17 protein-coding genes are annotated in these 15219 nt (G+C 50.7%); 9 read left to right on the forward strand and 8 right to left on the reverse strand.

Features of this window, described 5'->3' with window-relative positions:
• Window positions 1-18 precede the first annotated feature (18 nt).
• From DP091_RS10330 to DP091_RS10355, 6 genes are all read right to left on the reverse strand, one after another.
• Window positions 19-1968, reverse strand: coding sequence for an FtsX-like permease family protein (locus tag DP091_RS10330; protein ID WP_113058242.1), 1950 nt, complete (start codon window positions 1966-1968; stop codon window positions 19-21).
• Window positions 1943-2713, reverse strand: coding sequence for an ABC transporter ATP-binding protein (locus DP091_RS10335; RefSeq protein WP_113058243.1), 771 nt, complete (start codon window positions 2711-2713; stop codon window positions 1943-1945). Before DP091_RS10335 ends, DP091_RS10330 begins: the two co-directional genes overlap by 26 nt.
• Before the next feature lie 184 nt (window positions 2714-2897).
• Window positions 2898-3905: a sensor histidine kinase gene (locus DP091_RS10340; protein ID WP_113058244.1), complete on the reverse strand. Its 1008-nt coding sequence runs from the start codon at window positions 3903-3905 to the stop codon at window positions 2898-2900.
• Window positions 3902-4603, reverse strand: a complete 702-nt coding sequence (locus tag DP091_RS10345) for a response regulator transcription factor (protein WP_113058271.1) — start codon at window positions 4601-4603, stop codon at window positions 3902-3904. The genes DP091_RS10340 and DP091_RS10345 overlap by 4 nt, the downstream gene beginning before the upstream one ends.
• A 145-nt stretch (window positions 4604-4748) precedes the next feature.
• Complete coding sequence (locus DP091_RS10350; RefSeq protein WP_113058245.1) at window positions 4749-6248, reverse strand: sensor histidine kinase; 1500 nt, start codon at window positions 6246-6248, stop codon at window positions 4749-4751.
• Window positions 6245-6931, reverse strand: coding sequence for a response regulator transcription factor (locus DP091_RS10355; RefSeq protein WP_113058246.1), 687 nt, complete (start codon window positions 6929-6931; stop codon window positions 6245-6247). The genes DP091_RS10350 and DP091_RS10355 overlap by 4 nt, the downstream gene beginning before the upstream one ends.
• Before the next feature lie 237 nt (window positions 6932-7168).
• On the opposite strand from DP091_RS10355, the gene DP091_RS10360 reads away from it, so the two are divergent.
• The 5 genes from DP091_RS10360 to DP091_RS31315 all read left to right on the forward strand — a co-directional run bounded on the left by DP091_RS10360 (window position 7169) and on the right by DP091_RS31315 (window position 10775).
• The gene (locus tag DP091_RS10360) at window positions 7169-7933 is read left to right on the forward strand and encodes a pirin family protein (RefSeq protein ID WP_113058247.1); all 765 of its coding nucleotides are present in this window, start codon (window positions 7169-7171) and stop codon (window positions 7931-7933) included.
• 367 nt (window positions 7934-8300) lie between these two features.
• Complete coding sequence (locus tag DP091_RS10365; protein ID WP_258394473.1) at window positions 8301-9167, forward strand: C40 family peptidase; 867 nt, start codon at window positions 8301-8303, stop codon at window positions 9165-9167.
• A gap of 189 nt (window positions 9168-9356) precedes the next feature.
• Entirely contained in the window at window positions 9357-9554 is a 198-nt protein-coding gene (locus DP091_RS10370; RefSeq protein ID WP_053490029.1) for a YwbE family protein, read from the forward strand.
• A 167-nt stretch (window positions 9555-9721) separates the two neighbouring features.
• On the forward strand, window positions 9722-10336 hold the full coding sequence (locus tag DP091_RS10375) for a hypothetical protein (RefSeq protein WP_258394474.1): 615 nt from the start codon (window positions 9722-9724) through the stop codon (window positions 10334-10336).
• 103 nt (window positions 10337-10439) lie between these two features.
• Window positions 10440-10775: a hypothetical protein gene (locus DP091_RS31315; protein WP_181469772.1), complete on the forward strand. Its 336-nt coding sequence runs from the start codon at window positions 10440-10442 to the stop codon at window positions 10773-10775.
• A gap of 57 nt (window positions 10776-10832) precedes the next feature.
• Here the strand turns inward: DP091_RS31315 and DP091_RS10385 are convergent, their stop codons facing one another.
• Window positions 10833-11318 carry a GAF domain-containing protein gene (locus tag DP091_RS10385; protein WP_113058249.1) on the reverse strand — a complete coding sequence of 162 codons (486 nt, stop codon included), beginning with the start codon at window positions 11316-11318 and terminating at the stop codon, window positions 10833-10835.
• A 189-nt stretch (window positions 11319-11507) separates the two neighbouring features.
• Between DP091_RS10385 and DP091_RS10390 the strand changes: the two genes are divergently transcribed.
• Complete coding sequence (locus tag DP091_RS10390) at window positions 11508-11813, forward strand: hypothetical protein (RefSeq protein ID WP_071221900.1); 306 nt, start codon at window positions 11508-11510, stop codon at window positions 11811-11813.
• A gap of 102 nt (window positions 11814-11915) precedes the next feature.
• On the opposite strand, the gene DP091_RS10395 is transcribed toward DP091_RS10390, so the two are convergent.
• Window positions 11916-12938, reverse strand: coding sequence for an alpha/beta hydrolase (locus tag DP091_RS10395; protein ID WP_113058250.1), 1023 nt, complete (start codon window positions 12936-12938; stop codon window positions 11916-11918).
• A 224-nt stretch (window positions 12939-13162) separates the two neighbouring features.
• Between DP091_RS10395 and DP091_RS10400 the strand changes: the two genes are divergently transcribed.
• The 3 genes from DP091_RS10400 to DP091_RS10410 all read left to right on the forward strand — a co-directional run bounded on the left by DP091_RS10400 (window position 13163) and on the right by DP091_RS10410 (window position 15216).
• Window positions 13163-13744, forward strand: coding sequence for a GNAT family N-acetyltransferase (locus tag DP091_RS10400; protein ID WP_113058251.1), 582 nt, complete (start codon window positions 13163-13165; stop codon window positions 13742-13744).
• Window position 13745: 1 nt separating this feature from the next.
• Window positions 13746-14504 (forward strand): energy-coupling factor transporter transmembrane component T family protein, encoded by a 759-nt coding sequence (locus tag DP091_RS10405; RefSeq protein ID WP_113058252.1) that lies wholly within the window; start codon window positions 13746-13748, stop codon window positions 14502-14504.
• A gap of 121 nt (window positions 14505-14625) precedes the next feature.
• Entirely contained in the window at window positions 14626-15216 is a 591-nt protein-coding gene (locus tag DP091_RS10410; RefSeq protein ID WP_373456911.1) for an ECF transporter S component, read from the forward strand.
• Window positions 15217-15219 lie beyond the last annotated feature (3 nt).

The raw sequence follows: 15219 nt of genomic DNA on the forward strand, positions 1-15219 counted from the left end.
GGATGCCACTGCCATCCTTTATATAAGGGTCTGCTTCAGCTTGCGCAAATATTGACTGCGGATGAAGAAGAAATACAGGACCTGCATCATCAGGAAGCTGATCAGCACGATGCCCATTTCAGCCGCAATGGATAAATAGAAGTAGCTCTGCAGCGCGACAAAGGCAAAGATGCTGTGTACAATCGCAAGGCCAATCGGTACAAAAAACAGCAGCGCCAGCTGTCCGGTGACGATCCGCCGGAACTCCTTATCGGTCATTCCAAGCCGGGATATCGTGGCATAATGCCTGCGGTCATAATCCAGATCGGCATAGAGGCGGAAGTACAGGAAGCTTCCCGCCGCGATAAAGAACACCGTACCCACAAGCAGTGCCGCGAAGAGCAGCATATTGTACAGGCTATCCCGGAGGGCAAACAGCGTGCCGCTGACCGCCAGCGCAAAGGTCCGGTCCATCTCATAACGCACCGCCCCGCGCGGGGCCAGATGAGGGACGATGCCCTCAGTCTTCGTGAAATCATCTACATAGAAGCCGGTGTACCGCTCTAGCCGGACCGGATTCGTGATGGCGGCGAAGGCTTCGTCACTGACCACAAGCCCGCCGAAGCGGGAATCGTTGTCCATTTCCGGGAGCAAATATTCCGGTACGCTGACATGATCGGAATAACCGATTTCATGCAGGAGGATTTCGGAATCATGGATCCGGTATGAAGCGTGCTCCCGATGGCGAATATAAGCCCTGTCATTTTGCGAGGCAATGAGGACAAGAGCATCCTCGCCGCTCAGCGGCTGTTCATCAAACGGCAGCCCCGCCATCAGCACCGCCGCCTTATAGTCGGAGAAGGAGATTAGTGCCAAGGGAATTTGCAATTGCCCCACATGCGCGGAAGCCGGCTGGGCTTCCGTATATTTCACGCGAAACGATAGCGTTTCAAACGGTATTTTTTTCGATTCAAGCTCCTGTCGGATTTCATGTAAATGCTGCTTCTCGGAGGTGTCTCCCGTTTTGGCAATATAGCCGATGGCGGCAGGGAAATCCTCATTGAATTGCTTTGTGAGCACCGGGATGGAGGCAAATACGCCTACCGAGCAAAAAGAAACAGCCAGCACGATGGTTACCATCGAGAACATCTGTGCATGATCCCTAAGCCGGTAATGCAGGCTGGATAGCGAGATCAGTTTGGTCCGTCTCCAGGCTAACCGGCGGCTCTGTTTCAGCCTTCGCACAAGAGCAACGCCTAACTGCGTATACAACAGATACGTACCGATCATCGTCATGAAGGTAACCGGAAACATGCGCAGCGCGAGGGTCGACGCGCTTGTCGTGGCCGCCAAGCTGTAACTGACCACCAGCAGCACGGCTGCCAATATGGATAACCAGGGCGATGTCCTGGGCGCGGTTTTCGGCCGCTGTCCGGACTGAAACAGATCGATCAACGCTTTAGGACGCAGCAGCCAGGGTGTGCACAGCGAGATGATGATAAACAGCAGCACGTAACTTGCGACCGTCAGTCCAAGTGCACGCAGGGGCAGTCGAAACGGCAGGGGCGGAATTCCAAGAAAGGCCGAACCTGCCATCAGAAACAGCTTGCCTGTAATGACGCCGAATAGGATGCCTGTTGCAATGGCGCTTACGCCGATGATCATATTTTCGAGAAACACCATCTTGTTAAACTGGCGATCCGTCATGCCATGCATGAACAGAATGCCGAACTCGCGCTTGCGCGTCTTTAGAAAGGCCCCGACGGAATACAGCACGAAGAAAAACGAGAATACATACATGATCAGCTCAGCGCCGAGCATCGCCTGGATAACAACCGGATAGAACATCTCGTCGGCTATCGAAGGATGGAACAGGAACAGCGCGCACACAAAGAATATCATGACGGAGAATGCGCTGCTTAAGAAATAGGCCGCATAGGTCCGCTTATTCCTCAGGACATTCCTAAAAGCGAATTGTCGAAAGGTCATGACTGCCTCCTCCCAGTAAAGCCAGCATGTCGATGATTTTCTGGAAAAAGGCTTGGCGGTTGTCGCCGCAATACATTTCATTATATAGTTGTCCGTCCTTGATGAACAAGACGCGGTCACAATAGCTGGCTGCCACCGGATCATGAGTGACCATGAGAATCGTTGCGGATGCCTCTTTACTCGATGCGGAAAGCGTCTGCATCACCTCTTTGGAGGCTTTGGAGTCCAGGTTGCCGGTGGGCTCGTCAGCGAGAATCAGGGAGGGCTCCTGAATGAGCGCCCTGGCAATGGCAGTGCGCTGCATCTGTCCGCCGGAAATCTCATAGGTATGCTTATGCAGAATGGACCCGATGTCGAGTCGATCAGCGATCCGACTCAGCCGGCTGCCCATATCGTCCAGCGGTATGCCTTCCAGCGTTAACGGGAGAACGATATTTTCCTCAACGGTGAGCGTATCCAGCAGGTTGAAGTGCTGGAAGACGAAACCCAGCTCCCGGCGCCGAAACAGAGCGGTGTCGCTTCTGCTGAGAAGATGAGGATTGCGCCCATTGATGATCACTTCCCCGGCCGTGGGCTGATCAATGGTTGCAATCAGATTGAGGAGCGTGGTTTTTCCGCTGCCGGATGGACCCATAATACCGACGAACTCTCCTTTGGCGACGTTGAAGTGAATATTGTTCAGCGCTTGGAACGCCACTTTGCCCTCGTAGATTTTGGATAGATGCTTGACGCTCAGAATGGGCATATCTTCACTCCTCTATAACGATGATCTCATTGTAAAAGATGCGGTCGCCTCCATGCCATATTCGTAACTTACAGTTACCTTACAACCTTGTAAGGTTTCTTGAACGGAAGTAAGCTAGAACAGGGACTGCCACTGCCATAGTATCCGAATGGGCACTTTAGCAGCTGCTCTGCTCGTCATTAAGCTATTGTGCAATGCGGCCTGAAGAATCCGTGAAAATGATACGGACCGTCGTTCCTTCATCCACTTTGGATTCGATCTCGAAGGCATGTCCAAGCTTATCGCATATTTGTTTGACAAGAAACAGCCCCATGCCTGTCGATACTTGGAACCTGCGACCGTTCTCTCCGGTGAAATAGGGATCGAACACCCGCGGGAGATCGCTTTGGGGAATGCCGATGCCTTCGTCCCGGATCTCAAGCACAACTTGATTCTCCCGGGTGTAGCCGTGAAAAAAGAGGGTGCCTTGTTCCTTCAGCGTATACCGAACCGCATTGGTCAGCAGCTGCGTTAGCACAAAAGAGAGCCATTTCTCGTCCGTGGCCACCGTTAGTCCGGAATCGATCCGGATGGACGGGTAAATTCTCCGCCGGATAAACAAACGTTTTTGCTCGGAAGTCACATGACGGACGATTCGCTGAAGCGGCAGGTTCTCCACGTGAAAATCATGCTCGAACGTATCAAGCCTTGCGGTATACAGCACCAGATCAAGCCCTTTTTTGAGTCGGTCCAGCTCGTCGCCGATCGCGGCAAAACGGGGGTCATCGTCATCCTGAAGAATCAGGTGTATGACCGAAATCGGCGTTTTCATCTGGTGGGCCCATTGATTGATGAACTGAAGATGTCCTTCAATTTTATGTTTATAGTTATGCAGATCCGTGGTGTAATGCCGGAACTGGGTTTTTAGCAGCTGATGAAGCGCTTCAGCGAGCGGAGTGTGGGAGGATTCTGCCGAGGATTCGCCGGTGAGGGATTCTCCCGGGAGTGGCTGCTCTAATCGTTTATAGAACGAACGGTTGGCAATAAACCGAAAGGCCAGATAGCCGAGAAGCAGCAGCAAGCTGATGATGCCCGCGTACAGACTGACCGTCAAATTGCGATAACCATCCAGCCTGTAAATGAGCGTTATCACCAAAAGCTGGGCAATGTAAACCATTATTAAGGGACGCTGTTCTTGCAAGAATAGCTTCATGCTTCGTCCCTCCAGTTCGGTACCAGACGATAGCCGCGACCGCGCACGGTTTGAAGGCCATCCTCGATCCCGAGGGCGGCGAGTTTTTTGCGGACGCGGGTGATGTACACGTTCAGTGTATTATCGTCCACAAAGGCCTGATCATCCCATATTTTCTCGAGAAGCCGGTCTCTGCTGACGATCTGCTCGGGCTTCTTCATTAACTCGTCCAATATTTTGGCTTCGGTATGGCTGATTTCCGTCTGGGTCTGCTCAAGCGACAGGGAGAGACGCTCAACGTCGAGCGTGAGTCCGGCGACGCTTAGAACCCGCTCATTCTGAGCGACAGCATAGGAGCCGTAGGCACGCCGGAGCTGACTCTTGATTTTGGCCATGGCAATCTCGTAGTCAAAAGGTTTGGTTATATAATCGTCAGCGCCGTTTTCCAGGGCCATCACCTGATCCATTTTCCCGTCACGAGCGGAGATGAAGATAATCGGGCAGGTGGAGAGGCTGCGGAATTGGCGGCACCAGTAATAGCCGTCGTATTTTGGCAGATTGATATCCAGAAGCACAAGGTGGGGGTCATACGATTCAAATTGATCGCGTACCGTCTCGAAGTCATGAACGGACTGCGTCATGTAACCGAATTTATGAAGATACTCTTTCAGCAGGTTAACCAGCCCGGTATCGTCTTCGACAATAAAGATTTTGAACATATCGATCATAGTCCCTTCATTCGACATTCTAGTACCGACTGTATTGTACCAAATTGTAAGGATTTAAGGAAAAAATATGTTAGCAAACACAGTGGACATTAGGTAGAGGACGAGTGGCTCATCAACCATAGAACTGATCAAATAATTACAGGCTAGGAATGATGCCCGGCCACTCGGCACGAAAAACCGTTCCTTGGTTGACCGTGCTGTCCACGCTCATCTGCCCCCCATGCGCGGAAATGATGGATTGGGTAATGGATAATCCAAGACCCGCACCGCCATACTGTCTGGTCCGAGATTCGTCGATACGGTAAAAACGCTCGAACAGATGGGGGAGATGCTCCTTCGGAATCCCGGCTCCATTATCGGCAACCAGCAGTACGACCTGGTCCTTGGTTTTATTAACCGTTACGGTAATCTGCCCTGTAGCAGAGTCAGTATGCTGTACGGCATTATGAAAGAGGTTGTAGATGACCTGTTTGATCTTATCGGGGTCACACCTGCACAGCACCGGTATCGTTTGAATCGCTACACTCCTGCCTTGGGCAAGCATCCTGAGATGAGGCTCCATTTCTAGCAGCAGCTGATCCAGCCAGGTTTCCAGCAGATGGAGCTCCGGTTTGCGGTCAAGCTTGGCTAACAGAAGCAAATCCTCGACCAATTTCTTCATGCGCTTGGATTCCCCGTGCATGCTGGATAGTGCAGCACGCAGCTGCTCCGGGTTATCCGCGGCGCCGCGGCCCAGCACCTCCAGAAAGCCGTGAATCGAAGTCAGCGGCGTTCGAAGCTCATGGGAAGCATCGGCAATAAATCTCCGCATCTGTTCTTTGGCTTCGCGTTCGGCTTCAAACGCATCCTCGAGCCGTTCCAGCATGCCGTTAAACGATTCGGCCAAGCGGTCAATCTCCCGTTGACCCTGCACGGAAGGAAAACGCTCCGCCAAGTTTCCAGCATCCGTGCGTTCTACCGATTCGACCATTCGGTTCAGCGGGTGGAGCGTCCGGCGCAGCAAAGGCAGGTACAGTGCAATTCCCGCAGCCATGGCAAGTAAAGCCAGTACGGCAAAAATCAGCAGCTGCCGCAGCAGAACGGCATGCAGCGGCTGCGTATCCAATCCAAGCTGAAGCACACCTGAGGGGCTGTTAGGGTTGCCGTAAGGACGAAAGACAATGATCTGCTCGGTGCCTTCGGCATTGTCGATCACTTCATACGAAATAGGCTGACGTCCCTGGAATTTCTCCAGAATCGATGAATAAGCCTCTGCTGTCAGCTGTGGTGCGGACAGACCGTTGCCAGCGGCGAGGTCGGTGTAGCCTCCGTCAGCTTCTATCTTGGCAAGCGACATATTCGGCAGAAAAAACATAGGTCTGTCTCCCTGACGCGGATTTTCCGGAAGGGTTTCGTTATTTCGCCCTGCAGACCGGTCACGCTGCTCCCGATCAGGCTCCCACACCTCCACGGGGATAGAGCGAGCCTGAAGGGAAAGCGCCTCGGCTTGATTGCGGAACAGGGCATTTTTCATTAACACATATTGCAATGCGCCGATCAGCACGAGCAGAAGCGCCAAGACGATGAGGGATCGTGACAGGAGCTGCGTGCGTAGAGACGTAGGTCCGGATGAACGTATACGATTTCGCAAACTCATGGCAAATCAACCCGGTAGCCGGCTCCGCGAAGCGTGCGAATAACCCGGTGTTCCTTATCGCCGAGCTTCTCGCGCAGGGAGCGGATATAAACCTCCACGATGTTGTCCTCTCCGCCAAAGTCATAATCCCATACAATATTCAAAATGTTTGGTTTACTCAAAACGCTGCCGTGTTTGGTCACAAGCAGTTTAAGCAGCTTATACTCCGTGGGGGACAGCTCAAGTGCCTCCCCTTGGTATGCAATCTCTTTCTTGCGGTCATCGATGGTGAATGGGCCAAGTTGGAGTTCACCCAGCAGGCTCGGGAACTGATTGCGCAGCCTTGCTTGAATTCGGGCAAGCAGCTCTTCGAAACTGAAGGGCTTGGCCATGTAATCATCCGCGCCGATCATGAGGCCCTTCACACGGTCATCAATCTCGTCCTTTGCGGTAAGCATGATGATCGCGACATCCCGGCCCTCCTCCTTCAACCGTCGGCATACCGCAAGTCCGTCCATTCCCGGCATCATCACATCGAGAACGATGATATGCGGCTCGAAGCGGCTTGCTTCCATTATTGCAGATTCCCCATCGGGGGCCGTTCGCACCACAAACCCTTCATTATGGAGACCAAGCTCCAGAAACTGCAGGATATGCGGCTCGTCATCCACGAGCAAAATGCGAATACGATGCATTGATTCCATAACACAAAACTCCCCTTATCTCATTCCTTCAACTTTATCATACGTGCTCCAGCTGAATGAAAACTGAACGTAAACTGAAAATAAACTGAAAAGTGATTCGCAAATATGCATCCTCAATAAGGGAATTTAAGGATGTTGATATATATTCTGTTATCGTGGATACTATCTTAAAGCCGAGACAATCAATGCAGCACCTGTTCAAGGTCATTATGGATGGGTGAAAGGAGGAGACTGGACATGATAGGAAATGTATATCCACCCGAGGATCAGAGCAAGGGCTCTCTCCATGGAGGAAGGATAACGGAGCAGAAGCCGATCGGTTTCTCCGGAGAAGGGTCTGCCGTGACCCGGGTGGGACCGCTTTTCTATTGGTCCTGGTTCCGTTCGCCCGTCGAAGGTTATATCGCGCCTCATCCCCATCAGGGTTTTGAAATCGTAACTTATATGATTCAGGGGAAGGGCGTTCATAAGGATTCGCATGGCACGCACAATGAGTTGGGTCCTGGAGGCCTGCAATTGATGAGGGCGGGTTCCGGACTAACGCACGAGGAACGTCTCACTGGGCCGGATGCAGAAGGATTTCAGATTTGGTTCGAGCCGTATCTTCGCGATTCATTGAAACAGAATCCAGCCTGTCGTCAGTATCGACCGGATTCCTTTCCGGTAACCCGTATACAGGGTGGGCTGGTTAAAACGATGATTGGCGGTTCTGCGCCAACTGATTTATCCGTTGATGTGAGGATGCTGGATATTCAGATTCTGGCCGGGAACGAAGCTCAGTATGAATTGAAGTCCGGCAGAAGAGCGGCTGTGCTTGCCGTGAGGGGGGCGGGCAGCTTTTGTGCCGAAGAGGAAAGCCTCCAATTTGGTCAGCGGGACTTTATGGTAATGGATACGAAGCATGACGAGACGTTAAGCCTTAAGGCGCAAGAGAATGTCAGGGTCATCCTGATTGACGTACCGGAAAACCCTGGATATCCGCTCTATTCCAAGAGGCCATAAGGATAAATGTTTACAAAATTGTAGTGGAATGAAATTTAGGATGTACGATAAACTAGAGTCTGTCAGATGGGGATACCCGTCTGGACAGGCTTTTTTTAGCTGTCGGAAGGATTCAAATATATTCTCTCATGGAGCAACAACAAGAAAAGATACGTATATATGGTAAGTAGAAAGACCCAACAGAGAATTCCGGAGTTCGTTATACCGGGATCGTTGGGTTATTTTGGTATGTATTATTTCTATAATAATCTATTTATACTAAATTAAAGTATAAAAAGAGACTAAAGTCCCCCTCTTTACCAATAGTTGGCATGCGTTTTTGTGAGGATGGTAGCATGCGTCCCAAGACATAGCCTGTCTATAATGATTGCGGGATCACGAAAATGACAATTTCGTCATCCCACAATCTAACGAGACGGGGGAGATCATTATTTTCTCGAAAAAAAGCTTTAAACAATTGATGGCCGGAGCGCTTCTATCAGCAGCTGTTCTTGGTTCTTACGGATATGGGTCTGTGAATGAAGTGGCAGCTGCCAGCGTGCAGTCAGTAACCAAAGGTGTAGCAAGCTCGAATGTGTATATGCGCAATCAGCCTTCGACTTCGGGTAAAGTCTTGGATCGCGTGTATAAAGGTGACAGCGTTCAAATTCTGGGCAGCAGCTCAGGATGGTATAAGATTAAAACTTCGGAGGGCAAGCAAGGATATGCATCCTCTAAATATATTAACCAAAGTAACGGCTCTTCTAACAACTCCGGCAGTAATTCCGGCAATTCCGGAAGCACTGCGCCTTCTGCGAGCGCAAGCGTTGAAAAAGTAATCAGTGCAGGCATGAAGTATTTGGGCACGCCATATGAATTCGGTTCTAACCGCAATTCAACGAAAACCTTTGACTGCTCGGCCTTTGTCCGCCGCGCATTTATGGACGGCGCTGACATTACGCTGCCAAGCGATTCCCGCAAGCAAGGGCAGTACATCAAGGACAAAGGAACTGCCGTATATAGCGTGAATCAATTAAAACGCGGGGATCTGGTATTCTTTATGAGTTACAGAGGTTCGTCGGCATCCGCTTATGCCGGATTGGACAAGTCCAAACAGCGCATCACGCATGTAGCTATTTATCTGGGAGATAATAAGCTGCTGCATACGTATTCGAAACAATCCGGTGGTGTCCTGGTAGGTACTTTCGGTGATTCTTGGAAAAATCGCTTCGTGCATGGCGGAAGCGTCCTGTAACGTTTCATTATCGTTTTTTCATTAAGTATAAATTCATACTTAGCATGAGATAGAAGGACTGTCCGAATCGATCTGAATGATCTTTAACGGGCAGTCCTTTGTTATTTGGGATTTGCTTTTCGCCTGTGATTTCAGTAAGGTGGACAATAGAGAACGGACAGCATCAAGAAATGGACAGGAGGGACGACGATGAATGGCGGGCAGCGTTCCAATATCAAACCGGGACTTGAGGTCGATATCGTATTGAAGCAGGATCAGCGAACGGGCAAATTAACCCGTGGCGTAGTTAAAGATATTCTGACCAATTCCCCGAACCATCCCCATGGCATTAAAGTACGCCTTCAAGATGGTCAGGTGGGACGGGTAAAGAACATTTACGAGTCTTGAAAATTCAATGTATCCTGCGGCCATCATATTCAGGCTGCCATTATTATAGAACAGTTTGAGTATAAGTCGATCCAAAACTTCGCAAATTCGAGGAGTTTTGGATGCGGCTTTTTTGCATTTCTATGCAACATTGCCCTCAGATCATCCGTCTGGAGGTTGAGGTGAAAATGAAGATGAAAAGATACCTTTATATGGGGTTTATCTTGATGCTTATTATGCTAACAGGTTGTGTGAAGCAGGAGACGCTAGGGGCGGCTCCGTCTGATCCTACATTGAATAATGCTGCCAGGGGTAGTCAGGCGGAAATGACCGACGGCGACTTCGTGTATCGACTCGTTAGCGAGAAAGCGAAGTATGAACAGGGAGATCAAGTTCAAGTATACGCGGAGCTGGAATATATCGGCGAAAAGGAGGAGATTACGATCGGTCATGCGGCCTCCGCCTTTTATTTCCCGATGAAAGAGCTCACAAGGGACTACAACATCAGTTACGCCATGAATGAGCCCTATATTACTACCAAGCTGAAGAAGGGCGAGCCACTGCGCGAATATTACAAAATCGGCGGCGGTTACGACAGCAGGGACGACAAAAGGTACAAGGATTTCATCCATTCGCTGAAGGATGGTTTTCCGGGCGGGCGCTACGTCGTCTACGGATCTGCGGATTTCGTGATTGATTTACAGTCGCACGGGGCGGACCAGGGCGGTTCGAATGGGGAAGAGCCGAAGAGGTATAAGATACAAGCCGAGATCGAATTCAGCGTAAGTGAAGATACGAAGTAAATAACGATAGAAGGGGTATCTCGCAGGTCTTAGCGACCTATGAGATACCCCTTTAACATGCTTATTGGAAGCCTTGGCCCTGATGTGTGTTAGGAAAACCCTGTTGTCCAAACGAAGGCTGAATGTGCTGTGTTTGGTTGTGCGCTTGCACGGAATTCTCGACTTGCCTAACGATTTGGGAGATTTGCTGATACTGCTGCATCGCCTGTTGATGGCCTTGAAGGGCTGTTTGGAGCATCTGTACGGCTTGGCGCTCACGCTGAGCGAGCTCCTCCAGGCGGGCTGCATTCTGCTGCTCCTGCTGCATCAGCTGCTGGTACATAGCCGAACCCTGCTGCGTTTGCTGGGTCAGCTGCTGAAGAATTTGCTCGCACTGACGAATTTGCTGCGAAATTTGCGAATTGTTGTTCATTTGATACATAGCGTGTATTCCTCCTAAGAATTGTGGTTTCAAATCCTTGGTTAGTGTACGGAAGAATACATGAAAACATCCTGATTATAGAGTGAGCTGTCCTTCCAATATATGGACAAACTCCTCCAGAAAGATCTGGTCCTCTTGGTCGAAACGGTTCTTAAGCGGACTATCGATATCGAGGACGCCGTACAATGCCCCGTCCACCATCATCGGAACGACAATCTCGCTGTTCGAAGCTGCATCACAGGCAATGTGCCCGGGGAATTCATGTACATCGGGAACAAGCAGTGTCGTCTGTTCAGCCGCTGCCGTTCCGCAAACGCCACGATTCATCGGAATCCGAATGCAAGCGGGCAGTCCTTGGAACGGCCCGAGCACCAGTTCTTTCCCATCATAGAGATAGAAGCCGACCCAGTTCGTATCCGATAGAAACTGCTTGAGGAGCGCAGAGGCATTGGACAAATTGGCAATGGCATTGGGCTCATCGTGTATAAGTGCTTTTAACTGGCTCAGGACCTGGGCGTATTGCTCGCTCCGGGTGCCTTCATAGGGTGTGTTTTGAAACATGTGGATTTCCGTCCTTCCTTTTATCGCGTTGGTTCAATGACCTTAGTATAAGTATATGATATTCGTCAAGGGACAAGCCACGACGAAGAAAAGCATCAAGTGGATCCGGTTGATTCCTCTTCCAGGCGCAAGGGTAATGAATGACATGACCAGGTATTAATTTTAATCAGATGGAGGGAGAGAACCTTAATGCGGGCAGACGTACAGAATTTGTTTATCGGTATTCATATGCTCTATCACGCCCATGAGCGGGACCTAACGATTAGCGAGATGCAGCCCGAGCTGGAGCGTCATGGTTATAAGGTTGGCGACCGGGAGGTTAAGCATGAGCTCGAACGCTTGACCGAGGAGAACTTCCTGACGGCTCACGGGGAAGGATACAGCCTCACGGGAGCCGGGATCGAGGAATTCAAGGAAATCCAGAGCAGGCTTAAGGAGCTTTGTGATGAAGTGCTTAAGCCGGTGAATCCGAAGAAGGCAGACTCCATGGCGTAGGTAAATAACAGATATAACATTAGAAGAAGCCCCCGACTCACGCTGGTTCTTATGCGTGCAGGCGGGGGCTTTTTTGAAGAGATATGAAGTATCAACACGGGTCTATATCGTTTCAAGTGTGCCGTCCAACTCCAACTGGAAAGGATGAGATGCAGGCGGAGCTTCCGTTTCCGGCTGTGATACTCGTTCAGCGTCCACCTGCGGTGCTCTTACGGGTTGATCTATATGTTCACGAAGGAAAGAGTGCACGCTTTCCCGATAATGCTTGGGATCAACATGATAAGCGTTCGCATGGATAGCGCCTTCGATAAGAAGAAGTTTTTTCGGTTCCGGTTTGGCCTCAAACATCTCGATACTCATTCGGGTAGGCACGTAATTATCCTTGGTGCCATGGATGAACATAACCGGCAGCGTGCTGTTCCGAACGGCACGGATCGGACTGACTTGATCGAGGCTGAACCCGGCCTTGCGCCGTATTCTGGCATTGACCCAAGACAGGAACGGCACCGAAGGGATTTTGTTAATACGCGTAAGCTGATGCCGCATTAAATCCGTCAAATCGGAATACGGACAATCGGCGATGACAAGCTTGACCTGCGGCTCGGCAATGGACAAATATTCAAGCACGGTTCCGCCTCCCAGCGATTGACCATGAAGCCCAATGGCCACATCCTGGCCATACTGCTGAATAAGCCAGCGCACCCACGCTTGCACATCGTGTTTTTCATAATAGCCGTAGGTGGTATAACGTCCTTCGCTTCGCCCGTGCCGCCGTTGGTCGATGAGAAGGACATTGTAGCCCTCTTCTGCGAACAAATCGATGAATTGGGTGGATACGGCTCGGGATCCGGTATAGCCGTGTGCGAGAAGCATCCAATGCTTGGAGCCGGGATTGTTCTCAATGGCTGCGCCGCACAGCTTCAATCCGTCAAAACTCGTAATGACCACTTCGTTCTTCTGAAGTGACTCATATTGCTCTCTGCTGTACAGTCCGGCTTTTTCCAGCACGGAGAACAGCCTAAGATCGTTCTTTACTCTCATCCTTGTAATCTGCAGATATCCGATTTGTGTAATGGCAGCGGGAATGATAACGACGGTGAACAGCAAGATAATCGCGATATTCATACTCAGATGACTTTCCTCCTTCTTCCGTACTGTTCAACGGGGCTGTAACATGCATATTGACGGAAGCCTCCCGAATCCATCAATATAGATACATCCAGCTTCTAGAGATACTGAAGGGTGACCAGGACACGGGTTAAATATTCGCTATACTCTTTTATACACGACATAGTATCACCGGAAACAGCCGATGCAAGTCAGATTATTTGCAAGGAGGTGCAAAAACCATGTATGTCTGCAAGGGAATCATTCCGGAGTTGAATGGCCGGCGAATACGTCTGCGCGGGTTGGAGAAGGGTGATGCGGAAGCGATGTTCCGCTGCTGGTCCGATCCGAATACGACCGCTTTTCTGGATTTGCCCGCCATGCATTCGGCTGAGGACGCAAAGGCATTGATTCATTGGCTGCATCTGCTTGCCGAGCAGGACGAGGCCATCCGCTGGGGCATCGAAGCCATAGACACAGGCCAATTGATCGGCAGCTGCGGGTTTAATATGTGGCAGCTGAATGGCGCGTTCAAAGGCGAGTTCGGCTGTGAGCTCACAAGCGCTTTTTGGGGGCAGGGCTTCATGTCGGAGGCGGCCGAAATGGTTGCGGCATTTGGATACACATCCATGGGACTAAACCGGATCGAAGCTTTTGTTGATTCGAGAAATGAACGGGCATGCCGTTGGTTTGCGAGGATCGGCTATACGCGCGAAGGCGTCTTAAGAGATTATCGCCATACGCCAAGCGGTTATGTGGATGCCGTCGTTTTTTCACGGTTAAGTAAAGAATGGACAAGGCCGATAGAAAGGCAGGAGTTGTAATATGCTGATTCAATATGAGAAGGGTAACACGCTTCTTCATCGATATGATCCATTAAGCAAGCTGGTGATATTATTTTGCACCGCCGTGATAGCCATGCTGCTTGATCAGGCCTGGCAGCAGGCGTTATTCCTTCTGTTATGCATTGGACAAGCCCGATTTGCAGGCCAGGTGTCAGGCAAGCGGCTGCTGGGAGGGATCCGGCTGATTGCAATCGTTGCAGTACCCTATTTCATTCTGACCAGTCTGACGGTCAAGGGAGAGACCATATGGCTGCAATGGGGACCCATCTCCTTAACAGTGGAGGCGCTAAACGCCGCGGGTGCCATGACGCTCCGGATGTTTACCTTGTTTCTAACCTCGATGGCGTATATCTTGACGACAGATCCGAGAGAGCTGGTAGCCGAATTGACCAGACGTCTTCGAATCCCTTACCGGTTTGCGTTTGGCATATCCGCAGCGCTAACCTTTATCCCGCTGTTGGAGGAAGAGGGAACCCATATTTTGGCTGCCCAGCAGGTGAGGGGCCATCGACCACCCAAGGGCCTTAGTAACCGCATTCGCTATGGCTTGAAGTTTGTATCGGCTGTTCTGCTCAATGCGCTGCGGCGTGTGCAGCAAACGGCGGGCGCAATGGAGTCCAAAGGCTTTGGCGCGTATCCGGAACGAACGTACCGTACGGAGGTTAACATTCCTTTATGGGCCGTCATATCGGCTGTCATGTATGTGCTAGCAACCATTGTCGTGTGGTGGATTGTCTAAATTGTTAACCTTTTATGTTCAAAATTAGGTTGACGATCGGGGCGGAAGCATGCAAAATATGAATGAAGCATCTGAAAGTGCTAGTACAGCCAACCATGGCTGGAATTAAGGAGGACTACATTTGAATTCATCATCATCCCCAAAAAAATGGTTTGCTTTTACGACGCAGGAAATAATCCTGATGGCGATGCTTGCTGCCGTCAATGCCGTTCTAACGGTGTACATAGGGCCGGTTAACAAGCTGCTGAACAGTCTTGGCGGACCCATCGCAACTTCGACAACGACGGGCATCTACATGGTGTATGGGCTCTTGGCGTATTACATCATTCGTAAACCGGGGACGGCGGTCGTCACCTTTGCGATTGGCGGCACGATTCAAGCTCTGACGGGGACGGTCTACGGCATTGCTTCGTGTTTTGTGGCCGCAGGCTGTTATATGATCGTAGCCGAGACGATTTTTGCCATCTACCGCCATAAAAAGTGGACTGCCGGCGTGCTCATGCTGGCTGGCGGCGCGATGGTACCGCTGTGGTTTCTGTTCGCGGCCAACATGTTCGGATATACATCCTGGCCGCTTGAAGTGCTTGGTATTGCGCTGGTAGTGCGCATTCTGAGCGGCGTGCTCCTCTGCGGTCTGTTAACGAAAGTGTTAGGAGAGGCGTTAGTGAAGACAGGCCTGCTTCGCCGGTTTGCCGTCGCCGTGAAGGGATAGTTC

The sequence above is a fragment of the Paenibacillus sp. MDMC362 genome (genome assembly GCF_003269305.1).
In the GTDB taxonomy this organism is placed as follows: Bacteria; Bacillota; Bacilli; order Paenibacillales; family Paenibacillaceae; genus Paenibacillus_AQ.

Excerpts from the sequence above, each read along its gene's own strand:
- DP091_RS10350 (WP_113058245.1), bottom strand. The coding sequence starts at position 6,248 with ATGAGTTTGCGAAATCGTATACGTTCATCCGGACCTACGTCTCTACGC.
- DP091_RS10330 (WP_113058242.1), bottom strand. The coding sequence starts at position 1,968 with ATGACCTTTCGACAATTCGCTTTTAGGAATGTCCTGAGGAATAAGCGG.
- DP091_RS10395 (WP_113058250.1), bottom strand. The coding sequence starts at position 12,938 with ATGAATATCGCGATTATCTTGCTGTTCACCGTCGTTATCATTCCCGCT.
- DP091_RS10360 (WP_113058247.1), top strand. The coding sequence starts at position 7,169 with ATGATAGGAAATGTATATCCACCCGAGGATCAGAGCAAGGGCTCTCTC.
- DP091_RS10355 (WP_113058246.1), bottom strand. The coding sequence starts at position 6,931 with ATGGAATCAATGCATCGTATTCGCATTTTGCTCGTGGATGACGAGCCG.
- DP091_RS10335 (WP_113058243.1), bottom strand. The coding sequence starts at position 2,713 with ATGCCCATTCTGAGCGTCAAGCATCTATCCAAAATCTACGAGGGCAAA.
- DP091_RS10340 (WP_113058244.1), bottom strand. The coding sequence starts at position 3,905 with ATGAAGCTATTCTTGCAAGAACAGCGTCCCTTAATAATGGTTTACATT.
- DP091_RS10345 (WP_113058271.1), bottom strand. The coding sequence starts at position 4,603 with ATGTTCAAAATCTTTATTGTCGAAGACGATACCGGGCTGGTTAACCTG.
- DP091_RS10375 (WP_258394474.1), top strand. The coding sequence starts at position 9,722 with ATGAAGATGAAAAGATACCTTTATATGGGGTTTATCTTGATGCTTATT.
- DP091_RS10370 (WP_053490029.1), top strand. The coding sequence starts at position 9,357 with ATGAATGGCGGGCAGCGTTCCAATATCAAACCGGGACTTGAGGTCGAT.
- DP091_RS10385 (WP_113058249.1), bottom strand. The coding sequence starts at position 11,318 with ATGTTTCAAAACACACCCTATGAAGGCACCCGGAGCGAGCAATACGCC.
- DP091_RS10400 (WP_113058251.1), top strand. The coding sequence starts at position 13,163 with ATGTATGTCTGCAAGGGAATCATTCCGGAGTTGAATGGCCGGCGAATA.
- DP091_RS10390 (WP_071221900.1), top strand. The coding sequence starts at position 11,508 with ATGCGGGCAGACGTACAGAATTTGTTTATCGGTATTCATATGCTCTAT.
- DP091_RS10405 (WP_113058252.1), top strand. The coding sequence starts at position 13,746 with ATGCTGATTCAATATGAGAAGGGTAACACGCTTCTTCATCGATATGAT.